This window comes from Pseudoalteromonas sp. S558, from assembly GCF_005886635.1.
Taxonomy (GTDB): Bacteria; Pseudomonadota; Gammaproteobacteria; order Enterobacterales; family Alteromonadaceae; genus Pseudoalteromonas; species Pseudoalteromonas aliena.
Genome location: NZ_PNDU01000008.1, coordinates 1 through 16,135, shown reverse-complemented (window position 1 = coordinate 16,135; position 16,135 = coordinate 1). Strand labels below are relative to the sequence as shown.

The 16,135-nt window shown below is 39.9% G+C and carries 16 protein-coding genes; 4 read left to right on the top strand and 12 right to left on the bottom strand.

Annotation, left to right across the window (positions count from 1 at the left end; translation table 11 throughout):
- Positions 1-23: 23 nt before the first annotated feature.
- The 3 genes from CWB66_RS00525 to CWB66_RS00515 form a co-directional block, all read right to left on the bottom strand.
- Complete coding sequence (locus CWB66_RS00525) at positions 24-1,082, bottom strand: succinylglutamate desuccinylase/aspartoacylase family protein (RefSeq protein ID WP_138583924.1); 1,059 nt, start codon at positions 1,080-1,082, stop codon at positions 24-26.
- Positions 1,069-1,974: a 30S ribosomal protein S6--L-glutamate ligase gene (rimK, locus tag CWB66_RS00520; RefSeq protein ID WP_077536973.1), complete on the bottom strand. Its 906-nt coding sequence runs from the start codon at positions 1,972-1,974 to the stop codon at positions 1,069-1,071. Before rimK ends, CWB66_RS00525 begins: the two co-directional genes overlap by 14 nt.
- A 72-nt stretch (positions 1,975-2,046) precedes the next feature.
- The gene (locus tag CWB66_RS00515; RefSeq protein ID WP_138583923.1) at positions 2,047-2,469 is read right to left on the bottom strand and encodes an ATP-dependent zinc protease family protein; all 423 of its coding nucleotides are present in this window, start codon (positions 2,467-2,469) and stop codon (positions 2,047-2,049) included.
- 285 nt (positions 2,470-2,754) lie between these two features.
- Here CWB66_RS00515 and CWB66_RS00510 point away from each other — a divergent pair, with 285 nt between their 5' ends.
- Entirely contained in the window at positions 2,755-3,726 is a 972-nt protein-coding gene (locus CWB66_RS00510; RefSeq protein ID WP_138583922.1) for a zinc transporter ZntB, read from the top strand.
- Positions 3,727-3,786: 60 nt separating this feature from the next.
- Here the strand turns inward: CWB66_RS00510 and rraB are convergent, their stop codons facing one another.
- From rraB to CWB66_RS00465, 9 genes are all read right to left on the bottom strand, one after another.
- Positions 3,787-4,122, bottom strand: coding sequence for a ribonuclease E inhibitor RraB (gene rraB / locus CWB66_RS00505; protein WP_007376503.1), 336 nt, complete (start codon positions 4,120-4,122; stop codon positions 3,787-3,789).
- Complete coding sequence (locus CWB66_RS00500) at positions 4,122-4,835, bottom strand: 1-acylglycerol-3-phosphate O-acyltransferase (RefSeq protein ID WP_138583921.1); 714 nt, start codon at positions 4,833-4,835, stop codon at positions 4,122-4,124. Before CWB66_RS00500 ends, rraB begins: the two co-directional genes overlap by 1 nt.
- A 162-nt stretch (positions 4,836-4,997) precedes the next feature.
- The gene (gene parC / locus CWB66_RS00495) at positions 4,998-7,292 is read right to left on the bottom strand and encodes a DNA topoisomerase IV subunit A (protein WP_138583920.1); all 2,295 of its coding nucleotides are present in this window, start codon (positions 7,290-7,292) and stop codon (positions 4,998-5,000) included.
- Positions 7,293-7,302: 10 nt separating this feature from the next.
- Entirely contained in the window at positions 7,303-8,397 is a 1,095-nt protein-coding gene (locus tag CWB66_RS00490; RefSeq protein WP_138583919.1) for a PQQ-dependent sugar dehydrogenase, read from the bottom strand.
- 29 nt (positions 8,398-8,426) lie between these two features.
- Complete coding sequence (parE, locus tag CWB66_RS00485) at positions 8,427-10,316, bottom strand: DNA topoisomerase IV subunit B (RefSeq protein ID WP_138583918.1); 1,890 nt, start codon at positions 10,314-10,316, stop codon at positions 8,427-8,429.
- A 41-nt stretch (positions 10,317-10,357) separates the two neighbouring features.
- The gene (locus CWB66_RS00480) at positions 10,358-10,918 is read right to left on the bottom strand and encodes a YqiA/YcfP family alpha/beta fold hydrolase (protein WP_138583917.1); all 561 of its coding nucleotides are present in this window, start codon (positions 10,916-10,918) and stop codon (positions 10,358-10,360) included.
- Positions 10,903-11,688, bottom strand: coding sequence for a metallophosphoesterase (locus tag CWB66_RS00475; RefSeq protein ID WP_138583916.1), 786 nt, complete (start codon positions 11,686-11,688; stop codon positions 10,903-10,905). Before CWB66_RS00475 ends, CWB66_RS00480 begins: the two co-directional genes overlap by 16 nt.
- Positions 11,675-12,133 carry a DUF1249 domain-containing protein gene (locus tag CWB66_RS00470; protein WP_138583915.1) on the bottom strand — a complete coding sequence of 153 codons (459 nt, stop codon included), beginning with the start codon at positions 12,131-12,133 and terminating at the stop codon, positions 11,675-11,677. The genes CWB66_RS00475 and CWB66_RS00470 overlap by 14 nt, the downstream gene beginning before the upstream one ends.
- 43 nt (positions 12,134-12,176) lie before the next feature.
- Positions 12,177-12,803, bottom strand: coding sequence for an NUDIX domain-containing protein (locus CWB66_RS00465; RefSeq protein ID WP_138583914.1), 627 nt, complete (start codon positions 12,801-12,803; stop codon positions 12,177-12,179).
- 150 nt (positions 12,804-12,953) lie between these two features.
- Here CWB66_RS00465 and tolC point away from each other — a divergent pair, with 150 nt between their 5' ends.
- From tolC to CWB66_RS00450, 3 genes are all read left to right on the top strand, one after another.
- A complete protein-coding gene (gene tolC, locus CWB66_RS00460) occupies positions 12,954-14,309 on the top strand; it encodes an outer membrane channel protein TolC (RefSeq protein ID WP_138583913.1) in 1,356 nt (451 codons plus the stop codon).
- A 111-nt stretch (positions 14,310-14,420) separates the two neighbouring features.
- Positions 14,421-15,350 (top strand): LpxL/LpxP family Kdo(2)-lipid IV(A) lauroyl/palmitoleoyl acyltransferase, encoded by a 930-nt coding sequence (lpxL, locus tag CWB66_RS00455; protein WP_138583912.1) that lies wholly within the window; start codon positions 14,421-14,423, stop codon positions 15,348-15,350.
- Between the two features lie 42 nt (positions 15,351-15,392).
- Positions 15,393-15,965, top strand: a complete 573-nt coding sequence (locus CWB66_RS00450) for a toxin co-regulated pilus biosynthesis Q family protein (RefSeq protein ID WP_138583911.1) — start codon at positions 15,393-15,395, stop codon at positions 15,963-15,965.
- Positions 15,966-16,135 lie beyond the last annotated feature (170 nt).

The following is a 16,135-nucleotide window of genomic DNA, read 5'->3' as shown; positions in this document are numbered from 1 at the left end:
TCACTAAAACGGCTTTTTATAAATTAATTATTTAGCTCAGCTGTTTTTAGCTCGTCATCTAAATCATTGATTTCGTCTATGAAGCTCTCTAACTGCTGCTCGACTAAACTATTATCACTAGCAAAATAAGCAAGATGAAATACTGCATCACCCTCATTTACCAATGGCATCGTTTGCTGACCAATAACAATACCGCCTTTAGGCGCTAAAAGCTCAAGCTCTGAATCACCTAATGGGTTACTAATATAAGCAAGTACCTGACCCTTGATTACACGCTCACCTAACGATACTTGTGCACGTACAATGCCATCAACTTCAGCGCGTATCCAACTAGTCGAGCCAGCAATAATAGGATCTGGTAATTTTTTAGGACGCTTGCCACGGATCATTTTTAAATGACGCATAACATAATCAACACCCTGCACACCGGCTGCAATAGCAATAGGGTCAAAGCGCAGTGCCTCACCCGCTTCATAAGTTATAACAGGTATACCTAAGTTTGCAGCTTCACTACGCAATGAACCATTTCGTAATGAGGCATCAATAACCGCTGGCGTGCCAAAGGCCTTAGCCATATCGGCAGTTGCTTGATCTGCTAAATTAGCGCGAATTTGCGGTAAGTTAGTTCGGTGAATAGCCCCCGTATGTAAGTCAATAATATGCGTGCAATGCACGGCTACTTTATTAAAAAACATATACGCCATTCGCCCAGCAAGCGAGCCTCGCTCAGAACCAGGAAAACTACGGTTCATGTCGCGTCTGTCTGGTAAGTAACGCGACTTGTGAATAAAACCAAACACATTAACAATGGGCACAGCTATTAACGTGCCACGTAGCTGACTAGGATCTATTTTAGCAAGTAACTGGCGCACAACTTCAACGCCATTTAATTCATCGCCATGAATAGCAGCACAGACCATTAGCACAGGCCCTTCCATCACACCGTTAACCACTTCAATTGGAATATTAAGAGGTGAATGGGTGTAAAGTTTAGCTGCCTCCAAGGCAAGTGTTTTACGCTCACCTACGCCAATGCTTTCACCTAATAAAGTGAAAGGGCGGTTAATTTTAACCTTTGCCACGTGTTGCAGTTCCTTTACTTGAAGCATTTTTTTCGATGAAGTCAATCACCATGCCCGCAATATCTTTACCTGTCGCTATTTCAATACCTTCAAGACCTGGTGATGAGTTTACTTCCATCACAAGTGGACCACGCGACGAACGAAGTAAATCGACACCTGCTACGTTTAAGCCCATTGACTTAGCTGCAGCAACTGCTGTTTTGCGTTCTTCTGGAGTAATGCGAACTAATGTAGCACTACCACCACGGTGAAGGTTTGAACGGAACTCACCTTCTTGTGCTTGGCGCTTCATTGCTGCAATAACTTTGTCACCTAAAACGAAACAGCGAATATCTGCACCACCCGCTTCTTTAATGTATTCTTGCACCATAATATTGGCTTTCAAACCCATGAATGCTTCAATAACACTTTCTGCCGCTTTACGCGTTTCCGCAAGAACAACACCTATACCTTGAGTGCCCTCAAGTAACTTTATAACTACTGGTGCACCCCCCACCATTTCAAGTAAGTCTTTTACATCATCTGGCTTACTCGCAAAACCTGTCACTGGCATACCCACACCCTTGCGTGACAAAAGCTGCAGAGAACGTAATTTATCGCGTGAACGGGAAATAGCCACAGATTCATTTACAGGGTACACGCCCATCATTTCAAACTGACGTAAGACAGAGCAACCATAAAATGTCACAGATGCACCAATACGTGGAACTATTGCATCAAAATCTTTTAGATTTTCACCACGGTAGTGAATTTCTGGCTGCTCTGAGTTTATGTTCATATAACAACGTAATGCATCGATCACTTTAACTTCGTGCCCGCGCGCTTCTGCCGCTTCAATTAAACGACGTGTTGAATATAATTTTTTGTTACGAGATAAAATACCAATTTTCATAGTTAAAACCTTAACTAAGTTGTATAGCATTAACTTTTCAGATTTTTATTACCAATCTAAAAACTCAATACTTTATAATAAATGAGATAAAGCCGGATCAACGACTATGCGATTTTCCATGGCTGTACGCCCTAATAACATTCTGAACTTCATTGTTGAACGCTTCGTCAATGTAATTTCTATCGGCCAACTATCGTTGCCTGTATGCAATGTTGTCTCTATAAAATAACGTAGTTCTCGCTGCCCGCCTGAACTTGTTACATATTTCTTTTTTTTAACTTTTACATTGCAGGTAACTTGCGTTTGCTCATCTTCTTGCAATGGTTGGGCTGTAAATTTAACCCATTTTTCTCCGTTAACTTCATATTCTTCAATATTAATTGCATGAATACATGAAGTACGGGCGCCGGTATCAATTTTAGCTTTTATTCGATCGATGCCAAGCTCTGGTAAACTTAGCCACTCACGCCAACCAACTGTTATCTTTGCTGTCATAAATGTGCCCTTATTAAAAAAGTGACTTATACGCTACAGGCCAAAAAACACCAACGAAATAAATTTATCTAGTCGATAAAACAATTTGATTGTTCTTTATTAGCAACTAGTTTAACAATACACACCTCATCTAAGAATTAAAAACAGTAAAAACTTTATATATATTGACTGCTAATAATTTTAAGTAAAAGCGATAACTTATCTAAAAATATAGCTAACTTATATTACTTAAGTGGGTACACTATAGTTAACAGTATTAAAAATACACTATTATGAGAAATTAATATGATTAATGGCTTACTCCATGCCCTTGTGCTTGACGAAAAAGGTGGCGCTCGCGCTATAGAAAACAGCGATGAGCTGCATAACTGGAAACCACAACAAGGAAAGTTATGGGTACATATGGATTACAGTCAAAAGGAAGTTGTTAACTGGCTCAAAAATTGTGAGTTTTTAACCGATTATGAACTTGAATCGTTAACCGCAGACGAGACCCGCCCCCGAATTACATCTGCAACTAACGGCCATATGCTATTTTTACGTGGTATTAATTTAAATCCAGCACAGAGCCCAGAAGACATGGTATCAATTCGTCTTTTTATTAACCAAGATATTGTGATCACCACACGTAAACGCCGCTTATTGTCAATACAAGACATTCTCACGACATTTCACACTAATACAGGCCCATGTAATATTTCTGAGCTAGTATGTTCTATTACACAAAAACTAACCTCTCGCATGCAAAGCGTTATCGACTCACTAGATGAAACACTCGACGAGTTTGAAGAAGAAATAGATGAGCCAAGTAAAAAGTTTGATAACCAAGGCCTATCGCAATTACGTCGTCAAGCAATTGCCTTGAAACGTTATTTAAAACCGCAAAAAGAAGCTCTTAGTTCAATGGTCAATAATCACTACCCGTGGCTGTTAGATGACGATAAAGCAAAACTAAATGAGACTACAAACTTACTAATTCGCTACCTTGAGGAACTAGACAGCTCTATTGAACGGGCACAAATCATTCAACAAACAATCACTAACCAAGTCTCTGAGCAACTAAACCAGCGGATGTATGTAATGTCGGTGGTAGCCGCATTATTTTTACCTCTGGGCTTTTTAACCGGTCTTTTAGGTGTAAACGTAGGAGGAATACCGGGTACAGAGAGCCCCTATGCATTTACGCTATTTGTGGTATTTTTAGTGGTATTAACAGCGAGCATTGGTGTGTATTTTAAGAATAAAAAATGGCTATAATATCGATCAATTAAAAAAGGCGAGCATTTCACAATGCTCGCCTTTTTTCATATAGTGGAGTTACTCTTGAAAATAAGTGCCCCAACCGTCGTACTCTACTTCGCATTCAACGGCTAATTGCGCTAATTTATCAACGTCTTCCATAATAACGTCAACATCAAGCTCAGCTTCAACAACTATGTCAAAGCTCCAAATTTTACTGCCGTCTTCAAGCTCAAGCTCTGCTGGTTCTTCAACATCGTAACCTAATTTAAAGGCAGCAAGCGCTGCTTGCTCTAATTTAGGGAAGTCTTCACACACAAAGTGATGCTCTACTTCATAAAGTATTTCAGGATCAGACCCATCTTCAAGTAATGATGATACGATGTCTTCACTTATTTCACGCCAGTTTTCCATTATTTTTCTCTCACTTGAGCATCTAATTCAGTTATTTTAGCAGCCATAATACTGTGTACATTTTTGGCGTGCTCTCGCGCACCAATACTTTCATCAAGTGATATAGGCGCTAACATTTCTATGTAAATTGTACCATTATCCCAACGATTTAGCTCAATGGTTTTATGCGTTGTACTCATACATACAGGTACTATGGGCACATCTGCACTCATTGCTGTATGAAAAGCCCCTGTTTTAAAAGGTAATAAACCACGTCCATAACTACGTGTACCTTCCGCAAAGACCCAAACAGATAGGCCATTTTTCTTTATCTTTTCAGCGGCTTTTGAAATTGTACCCGCAGCTTTAGAGCGATTTGATCGATCAATTAAAATATTACCTGACAACCAATACAGCTGACCAAAGAATGGAATCCATTTTAAACTTTTTTTACCTAAACTTACGCAGTTTTTTGGCACCATGGCTGGAATAGTAAATAAATCATAACTATTTTGATGATTAGCAACATAAACAGCTGGGCCTATGTCGGTGGCACTTTTATGACGAGTTAAAACCAGTTTAACGCCAATCATTTTAGCCATTGAGCCAAACCAGCCCGCTATAATATGCACGTTATTAGGATGAAATGGCCTTACTAATGACAGTAGTAAGCCAAAAAAACAACTCAATAATATAAACAACAGCATAATAAAAATACGTATAACAGCTAACAAATGGGCTTCTCCAAAAATCAATTATGAGTATTATAGCGTTATTTTGTGACACAAACGAGACTATAGCGCACAACTGTACGCTGAAAGATTTAAGTCCTTTATTTTAAAACAAAAACGACCTGTAAATGCAGGCCGTTTTTATTTATACAAAAAAGTTATTGGCTACTCTTCGCTAATAACGTCTATTCGTTCATCATCTTGAGGAGTTAGCTCTACAACAGCCTCATCAACACGTTGCAAGCCGCGTGGTAACTTATTACCTCTACGGCCCCGCTCACCATGATAATGCTCTAAATCGCTTGGTTTAAGTGTTAATTTTCGTTTACCAGCATGAAGCGTTACGCTACTTCCTTCTGGTACAACAGCCAATACTTTTACAAATTCTTCGCGAGCTTGGACTTTAGCCCCTGGAATAGAAATTATTTTATTACCCTTACCTTTACCTAATTTTGGTAAGTCGCGTAATGGGAATAAGAGCATTCGACCTTCGTTAGAAATAGCCATACAGTAATCACTTGCTACATCGTTTACTCTTATTGGTGAAAGTAATATTCCACCTTTAGGAACACTGACCAGCGCTTTACCATTTTTATTTTTACTCACTAAATCTTTAAAATCAGTAATAAAGCCGTAGCCCGCATCTGACGCCATCAATAAGACTTGCTCATCTTCACTCATTACTACATGTTCAAAATTAGCGCCGGCGGTTAAATTAAAGCGTCCTGTCATCGGCTCACCTTGGCTACGTGCCGAAGGCAGGCTATGAGCATCGGTTGCAAACGCCCGTCCTGCTGAGTCTAAAAAGACCGCTGGTTGATTGCTCTTACCTTTTGCTGAAGCTCTAAAGCCATCACCAGAGCGATAACTTAAGCCTTGTACATCTAAGTCATGGCCTTTACCAACGCGTGCCCAGCCTTTATCTGATAGCACAACGGTCACTGATTCTGAAGGTATTAAATCTTTTTCGTTAAGTGCTTTCGCTTCTGAACGCTCAATCACTGGCGAGCGGCGATCGTCACCGTACATTTCAGCTGCTTCTTGAATTTCTTTTTTAAGCAGTGTTGACATACGACGTTCTGAACCCAAAATTTGCGCTAATTTATCACGCTCTTTGGCTAGTTCATCTTGCTCACCGCGAATTTTAAACTCTTCAAGTTTTGCTAAATGACGAAGCTTTAATTCTAAAATCGCTTCCGCTTGCGTATCAGTTAAATCAAAGCGCTCCATTAATACAGGCTTTGGTTTATCTTCGCTGCGGATGATTTCAATAACTTCATCAATATTTAAAAAGGCGGCTAATAAACCCTCTAAAATATGTAGGCGCGCTAATACTTTATCTAAACGATACTGCAAGCGGCGACGCACGGTTTCGCGTCTAAATATTAGCCACTCGCTTAAAATACAACGTAAGTCTTTAACTTGCGGGCGACCATCTAGGCCTAACATGTTTAAGTTTACACGGTAGTTTTTTTCTAAATCGGTGGTCGCAAACAAGTGCGCCATCAATGGCTCTGCTTTAATACGGTTAGAGCGCGGTATAATCACTATACGAGTCGGATTTTCGTGATCTGATTCATCACGTAAATCGGCAATCATGGGTAATTTTTTAGCGTTCATTTGCGCTGCAATTTGCTCAAGCACTTTACCACCAGAACATTGATGCGGTAGCGCTGTAATCACTATATCGCCATGCTCTTCGGTGTATACCGCCCGCATTTTGATAGACCCGCGACCGGTTTTATATATTTTATGAATATCGGCTTTTGGGGTAATTATTTCAGCGTCGGTTGGATAATCTGGTGCATGTACAAGCTCAAGCAATTCTTCAAGCTCTGTTTTTGGTTTGTCAAGCAATAAACAACATGCACTGGCGACTTCTCGTACGTTATGTGGCGGAATATCGGTTGCCATACCAACTGCAATACCGGTTATACCGTTAAGTAAAATATGTGGTAAGCGAGAAGGCAGTACAACGGGCTCATCCATTGTGCCATCAAAGTTTGGTGTCCAATCGACTGTGCCTTGGCCAAGCTCTTTTAATAGTACTTCTGAAAATTTAGACAAACGCGCTTCTGTATAACGCATTGCAGCAAACGATTTAGGGTCATCTGCAGCGCCCCAGTTTCCTTGCCCGTCTACTAATGGGTAGCGATAAGAAAACGGCTGCGCCATCAATACCATCGCTTCGTAACAGGCGCTGTCACCATGTGGATGGTACTTACCAAGTACGTCACCCACGGTACGGGCTGATTTTTTATACTTAGCATTAGCTGATAAACCCAGTTCGCTCATCGCATAAATAATACGTCGCTGTACTGGTTTTAGGCCATCGCCTACATGCGGTAGAGCACGATCCATGATTACGTACATGGAATAGTTTAAATAAGCGTCTTCGGTAAAACGCCCCATTGTTTGTTGCTCAATTCCTTGCATTAGCAAGGTATCTGTATCACTCATTAAAGCTTACCTAGTTTTTCTTATAGCTTACACGGTAGATTACATTGGCGTAATCATCGCTTACTAACAGACTGCCGTCGCCTAATTCTGCAAATGCAACAGGGCGTCCAAATGTTATTTCGTTTTTCATAAAGCCAGTAATAAAAGGTGTATATTTAGTTACGCGACCGACTTCAATTGTTGCTAGCCCTACTTTGTAGCCTGACTTTTTAGAACGGTTCCATGAGCCATGTTCAGCTACAAATAATTGCTGCTTATAACTTGCTGGAAATTGCTTACCATTATAAAAATGAATACCTAGTGGTGCGACATGCGCTGGAAGAGCGAGGGCTGGCGACGTGTAATCGGCAATATTTTTGCCTTTGCCAAATTCAGGATCGATGATCGCACCGGCATGCACATACGGAAAGCCAAAGTGTTCACCCTCTTGCGTTGCACGGTTCAACTCATCAGGTGGAATATCATCGCCCATCATATCGCGACCGTTATCACTAAACCATAAGGCTTGGGTGGCAGGATGAAAATCAAAACCTACTGTATTTCTAACCCCTTTTGCTATGGTTTTTATTTGTTTAGTTTCGACATCTAACGCAAAAATTCGGCCAAAACGATCGTCTTCAGCACAAATATTACACGGTACACCAACCGGTATAATTAACTCCCCCGTTGGTGCAAAACGTAAAAATTTCCAGCCATGGTGACGCTCAGATGGCAATGCGTCATACAGTATTTCAAACTTTGGGTTTTTTAATTGAGTATCAATATTTTTAAAGCGAATAATACGATGTACTTCACCTACATACAGGTCGCCATCTTTAATGGCTAAACCCGACGGCATATTTAATCCTTGGGCAACCAGCATTTTTTTATCAGCAACACCATCGCTATTATGGTCGATAAGCGCATATACATTGCCTGCTTTACGAGAGCCTACGTACACAATCCCCTTTTTTGAAACCGCTAATTGACGTGCATTTTCTACATCATCTGCAAATAAGCTGATTTCAAACCCGGGTGCTACAGTAAGCTCATCGAGTATGTTTTTAGCTATTGCCGGAGCGGTAGTCAGCCCAAGTAATAGCAAACCTCCTAGTAACTTATTCATTCGTCTCTCCTAGTGTTAAGCACAAGTAACTAAACTTGTGCCTTATTACCATGATCCTCTAACCACTGACGACGATCTGGCGATCGTTTTTTAGCAAGCAGCATATCCATCATTTCCATGGTCTCTACTTCTTCATCAAGTGTAAGCTGCACTAAACGTCTGGTATTTGGATCCATCGTAGTTTCACGAAGCTGCAACGGATTCATTTCACCCAGACCTTTGAAGCGCTGTACGTTTACTTTTCCGCGTTTTTTCTCTGCTTCTATACGCGCCAAAATAGCGGTTTTTTCGCCTTCATCAAGTGCGTAGTAAACTTCTTTACCAATATCAATTCTAAATAATGGCGGCATTGCAACATACACATGCCCTGTTTTTACTAACTCTGGAAAATGACGAACAAACAGAGCACACAATAGAGTTGCAATGTGTAATCCATCCGAGTCAGCATCGGCCAATATACAAATTTTATTGTAGCGCAATCCCGACATATCGGTTGATTCAGGATCAATACCCAATGCCACTGAAATATCGTGTACTTCTTGCGATGCGAGTATTTGCCCTGATTCAACTTCCCACGTATTTAAAATTTTACCACGCAGCGGCATAATTGCCTGGAACTCACGATCGCGCGCTTGTTTAGCAGATCCACCAGCAGAGTCACCCTCTACTAAAAACAATTCAGTACGGTCGTTATCGGCTGCACTACAATCTGTTAATTTACCAGGTAATGCAGGGCCTGCGGTAACGCGTTTACGAACTACTTTTTTAGCAGCGCGTAAGCGGCTTTGTGCATTTGAAATGCATAACTCCGCTAACAGCTCTGCGGTATCAGTGTGCTCATTTAACCACAAGCTAAACGCATCTTTTACAACACCCGATACAAATGCAGCGCACGAGCGTGATGATAGTTTTTCTTTGGTTTGACCTGCAAATTGTGGGTCTTGCATTTTAACTGACAGCACGTAACTACAGCGCTCCCAAATGTCATCTGGGGTTAACTTTACGCCACGCGGGAGTAAGTTTCTAAACTCACAAAATTCACGCATTGCTTCAAGTAAACCTTGGCGTAAACCATTTACATGCGTACCGCCTTGTGCGGTAGGGATCAGGTTCACATAACTCTCGGCTATGGATTCGCCACCTTCAGGTAGCCATACAACAGCCCAATCTGCACCTTCAATTGAGCTTTTAAATTCGCCTACAAACGGGTCCTGCGGTAATGTTTCAAAGCCTTTAATAGCTTCAATTAAGTAATCTTTTAAGCCTGTTTCGTAAAACCACTCTTGGGTTTCTTTTGTTTGTTTGTTAACAAACTTAATACGTAACCCAGGACATAAAACCGCTTTGGCTTTTAATAAATGGTTTAGTTTAGTAATTGAATAATTTGGTGAATCAAAATAGCTAACATCTGCCCAAAAACGAACCGTAGTACCTGTGTTGCGCTTACCCACAGTGCCAATTACGTTTAAGTCTTCTACTTTATCGCCACTTTCAAATGCCATTCTGTATTGCTGAGCATCGCGTCGTACCGTTACTTCAACACGCGTAGATAACGCATTTACTACAGAAATACCGACACCGTGTAGACCGCCAGAAAATTGATAGTTTTTATTAGAAAACTTGCCGCCGGCGTGTAACTTAGTGAAGATTAATTCAACCCCAGGAATGCCTTCCTCAGGGTGAATATCAATGGGCATACCACGTCCATCATCACTTACTTCAAGCGAGTTGTCTTCGTGAAGTATTACGTCGATACGAGTAGCATGACCCGCCATCGCTTCATCGACACTGTTATCGATAACCTCTTGGCCTAAATGATTTGGCCTTACAGTATCGGTGTACATCCCAGGACGTCTTTTTACTGGATCTAACCCATTAAGTACTTCAATGGCTTCGGCGTTATAATTTTGATCACTCATAATTTTTATCTTTATATGTGCTAAGACGAGCTTAGCTAGTTTTACGTGATTTTAAGAAAATCTACAATATTCGCAAAAGTGCTTTCAAAACCTGTATAGCTATGATCACCACCAAATTCTACCAATTGCTTGCATTGTGAATAATAATTTACTGCGTGTTGAAAATTTAACACTTCATCGCCTGTTTGCTGTAGTAAATACAGTAATTCAGGGTGTTTTAGTTTATCGACAGCCAGTGCTTTTAAAGCGTTTATATGACTGTTATTTAAATCATAATAATAATCTTGATACGGATTATAATTTGGACCAAGTAACGGCTGCAATAATGTGTACGGTGCTACTGCGGGATTAATAACCACTGCAGGAATTTGATAACGCTGCGATAAATATGTGGCAAAAAAACCACCTAACGAGCTACCTAATAAAACAGTATTAGGCGTTATTAATTGCTCAAGCTTAATTATAGCTTGTAGAGGCTCGTGGTTTAAGTTCGGTACACAATAATCAACATCATAGTTTGCCATAAGCTCACCAAAGCGCACAGCTTTATATGATTTTTGTGAACTATTGAAACCATGAATATAAATTACCCGTTTAGCCATATGACTTCCGTTTTTACACTTGTTCTAGCTTTTTGCGCGTCTATATAAAACATTCTGTAAGCGGGGCCACAATTTTGCTGCAGCCACTGTGCGCTATACTTTTTAAACTGCACTGAACTGGCTGGCGTTGCATAGACTTTTAAATCTCTATAGCTTTGCTCATATTCATTATGAACATGACCATGAAAAAGCCCACTAACATTGCCACTATTTACCAAGATATTTAATAATTGAGGCCCATTTTCAAGCATATGCTTATCGAGGTAACCATTTATTGGTAATGGATTATGGTGGCAAAAGATGAGCTTATCATTACTTGATTGCACTAAACAATCGGCTATTTCATCTAAATGCGCACCGCTAACCCAGCCAGCTGGTGTGGGACCTTTTGAGTTAATAAGTAACAACTCAATTTCGTTTGCCACTATATGTTTAGCGCTATTTATCTGCCCACCACTTATACGACTCAACATTGCTGTTTCATCATGATTACCTGGCAGCCAAAATACAGGGCATGTTAATGCGCTTTTATGTATCAATTCACTAAACAGCAGGTAAGATTCAAAACTGTGATCTTGTGTTAGATCACCACCAAAAATCACACCATCTAGTGCTTGCGTGGCCATATGCGCTAATGCTTGCTCAAAATGTGATGCCGTATTGACACCAAAGTACTCATCCGCTTTATCAGCAAATAAATGGCAGTCAGTTATATGAGCTATGCGTAATGAAGACGTATTAAATTTGTAAGGCTCATTAAACCAGCCCATTATTTACATCCCAATTAAGGGTTGCTTGCCCATGCTCAACACAAGCTACAAGCCAGTCATATAAAAACGCATTGAGTTGATACTTTTCATCTTTTTGGTGCATTTTAGGATTAGGGTATCCATAAGATGGCTTGATTCGCTGATGATAATCGTGATGAATAATTTCAGCCACTTTGGCATCGTGATACATGCGAACCGTTAAATATAGCGGTGTAATACCTTTCACCATGCCTGTTAGTTGCTTGATGGAAATATCCATAGTGTATTTTGCGCTGCCATCAATTTTTGTAGCAAACTCACTGTAGCCTAGTTTTACTTCGCGAATGCTTCCTACATTGCGCTCGCTAGGTAACAACTTTAATAGTCGCACGTAATTATGCTCACAAAGCGTTAAATACTTTGGGAGGCTTTGAATATATCGCTGCGTTGCTAATTGTGCTGTCAAAGTACCACCATTATTTTTTAACCGAATTTAGTTAATTTAAAAGTTATGCCCACTTTCCTTTCATTTTTTCGCGATTAAGTGCAAGCCACTGCATGCAGATAACCGTTGCGGCATTATCCATTTCACCGTTATTGAGCCGCAATAACGCATCATCAACCGATAAAACGTGTGTTTTTATATCTTCGCCTTCGCTTTCAAGGCCATAAACACCTGATTTCACTTGGCTTAAATCAGCACGAGCTAAATATAAATAGAGGCGCTCTGTTGTGCCCCCTGGGCTTGATAAATATGAAAGCATAAATTCAAGCTCTGTTAACTCAAGTCCAGCCTCTTCATACGCTTCTTTTTTAACAACTGATTCATAATCTGTGCTGCCATCTGTCATTCCGGCTATACATTCTAGCAGCCACGGCGAATGCTTGCTTTTAATGGCGCCGATACGTATTTGTTCAATTAAGAGAATGCTATCTGATACGGGATCATAAGGAAGTACAGCAATTGCATCGCCTCGCTCTAAAATTTCGCGACTAATTAACTGTGAGGTGCCACCTGCAAATAATGCATGTTCAAACTCGTATAAATTAACCTGAAAAAAGCCTTTGTAGAGATTTTTTATCGGTTTGATGTTCACATCTTTATGTGTAAATTGAACCAAACTTTTATTTACCATCTATTGGTTTCCTATATTGCTCAACAACTAAAATGCGATAATATATCCTGTTACATTTGAACATACGGTTTTACAAAAAAATTTTTTTTTATGAAGTAAAACAGGTTAACATGCTTTTAGTATAAAAATTGTCTAAGGACTGAACCTAATATGAAAAAGAACATCCTTGCGGCGCTGGTTAGTTTATCATGCGCATTAGGCGCTACAGCCGCTAACGCTGAAGATTTACTACAAGTTTTTGAAATAGCGACAGCTAACGATCCCACCGTGTTAAAAGCAAAAGCCCAAGCTGATGCACAATCTTACCAAAGTGATCTTGCCATGAGTGCATTATTACCTCAAATTGGTTTAACTATGGGTTACAAAAAAACTGATTCAACCTCTTATAGACAATCTGAAGATTTATCGGCTATTAATCAGTTTAATACTGATAACGATGAGTTTTCTCGAGGCTTAAGCTTAAGCCAAACTTTATTTGATTTAGGCGCTTGGAACTCGTTAGACATTGCAGACAAACAAGCTCTGCAAGCAAGTGCGCAATACGATGCAGCTAAGCAAAACTTAATTGTACGCGTTGCTGAAGGTTATTTTAACGTATTAAGTGCGGTTGACAACCTTGAGTTTGTAGAAGCTGAAAAACGTGCTATTGAACGCCAACTTGAACAAACAAAACAGCGTTATGCAGTGGGCTTAACAGCAATAACTGATGTACACGAAGCGCAAGCTCAGTTTGATAATTCAGTAGCTCAAGAGATTATCGCCGGCAATGCTGTAGAAACAGCCCGTGAGCAACTTCGCGAAATCACTGGTAAGTATCATGCAAAATTAGACTTTTTAAATACCGACAGCTTCTCTACAACTAAGCCTGCCAAACTTTCTTCAGATTTTGTTAAAGTTGCTGAAAACAAAAATATTAGCTTACAAGTCTCTAAAGTAACCGTCGATATTGCAAAAGATCAAATTGAGCAAGCAAAAGCGGGGCATTACCCAAAACTAACTCTAAACGCTAGCTATGGTGATACCCTAACTGACTCAACAACAAACAATATGAGCTTTAATAACCGCCCACGTGAAGATTTATCATCTGTCGGTATTAACTTCAGCGTCCCACTGTACTCGGGTGGTGCAACGGTTGCAGCAACTAATCAAGCCCGTGCATTTTACGTAGCTGCAAGTCAAGATTATGAAACCAATTACCGTGCTATAACACGCACAGTTATTACATCTTACAACCAAGTTGTTTCGGACATTGCTACCTACAAAGCACTAGAGCAAGCGGTTGTTTCGGCCCAAAGTGCGCTTAAAGCAACTGAAGCGGGTTTTGAAGTAGGCACACGAACTATTGTTGATGTGCTGGTTAGTACACAAAACTTATTCAACGCCAAGCGTAACCTTGCTGATGTACGTTATAGATATGTGTTATCGACTCTGCGCCTAAAATTGGCTGCTGGTACACTACAAAGTGAAGATTTAGTGGCTATAAACCAAGGCTTAAAAGCCGCTTAAGTTATAGCTTGATATAAAATCTATATACATTCAAAGCCAGCTAAATGCTGGCTTTTTGTATTTTATAACGCTTAGCGTTAAACTAGTGTTTTTTATTATTAGAGAATTTTTGTGGTCACCTCATCTCCTTTCAAAGCATCTTTTTTAGGCCCTCGATATTGGCTGACGTGGATCGGCATTCTATTTTTATATTTAATATCTTGGTTACCACAAAAATTACAATTAGCGATGGGGAAATTGCTTGGGCATTTAGTTTATAAATTTATGAAGCGCCGCCGCCATATTGCAGAAGTTAACATTAAATTATGCTTTCCAGATATGAGCGCAGCAGATCAAAAAGACCTTGTGCTCAAAAATATGGAAAACACCGGTATTGCAATGGTTGAGACTGGCATGGCATGGTGGTGGCCGCAATGGCGTGTAAGAAGTGTTTACGGCTCAATCAAAGGATTAGAACATGTTGAACGTGTGCAAGCATCTGGCAAAGGTATTTTATTATTGGTTCCTCACTTTTTACACCTCGAAATGACAAGCCGGGTAATGGGCTTAAAATGCCAAGGGCTTGGTTTTTACCGCCCTCATAATAATCCGCTTATGGAATACTTTACAACCAATGGACGCTTACGTTCAAACGAGTATTTAATTGGCCGTAAAGATGTGAAAGGCTTATTAAAAGCACTCAAAAACAAAAAGGTGTGTTACTACTTGCCGGATCAAGACTACGGCCGTAACCGCTGTGAATTTGTGCCTTTCTATGCAGTACCAAATACAGCAACAACCACTGGCACTCTTACATTTGCAGGGAGTAAAAATTGCGAAACCATGAGCCTAATAAGTCACAGAGATGAAAAAGGTAAGTACCATTTAGAAATTGTGTCTGAGCTTGAAAACTTCCCTAGTGGTGATAATAAGGCTGATGTAACACGTGTTAACCAACGTATAGAACAATCCGTTAATGCAGCACCAGAGCAATATATGTGGCTGCACCGCCGCTTTAAAACTAGACCTGACAAAAATACCCCTTCTTTTTACAAGAAGTAATTGATATAACTATTAAAGATTCGCATTAAGTGAGTAATAATTATGTGGTTTTGGCTTAAACATCTTTCAGTTGCAGTATTATTAATAATATTTGCTCTCTACTTTTTACTGGGTGACGGCTTAGTATTGGATTTTAAACACTCCAAAAATGCAGCTGCTGAAGGACTGTCACGCTTTTATGCTTCAATCCAGAATAAATCTAAAAATGATAAAGAACGCGGTAACTTTGTTCTAAAATTAGCTGCGCCAGAGCAAACTCTAGATCGTGTATTAACCGAGCGCACTCGGATCGTTGATCCTATGCCAACAAATTGGGCTGGAAAAATCGAACCTAGACGCTTTGAAAGCGGAACCACACTAAAAGAGGCGCTTTCTGAATTTGCCGAGAATGAAGGCATCACCTTATATTGGTATTTAGATAAAGACTTTGTAGTGAAAGATTACTTTAGAGTGGATAACGATTTTACTTCGACATTTTACCAAATTGGTCGCGCTATAAATGATGAATTTGAATACGAGGTTTACACTTATTTTTGCCACAAACAACGTGCTGCAATTATCACTGAAAAACCATCTGAGTTTGTTCGAGCAAACTGTGTCAAAATAAATGTGTGAGTAAGTAACCTAAACTCTGGATAATACATACCTCAGTTTGCTACTTTCAATGCTCAACGCGTTAAATTTATTTTCTCTAGCCAGAGATTTTCAGTGAAAACAAGGCGAATTTACGCGTCAATAGCGGGCCTATTGCAATTAAATTCAACGCAGTTAGAGCTGAAAATAGC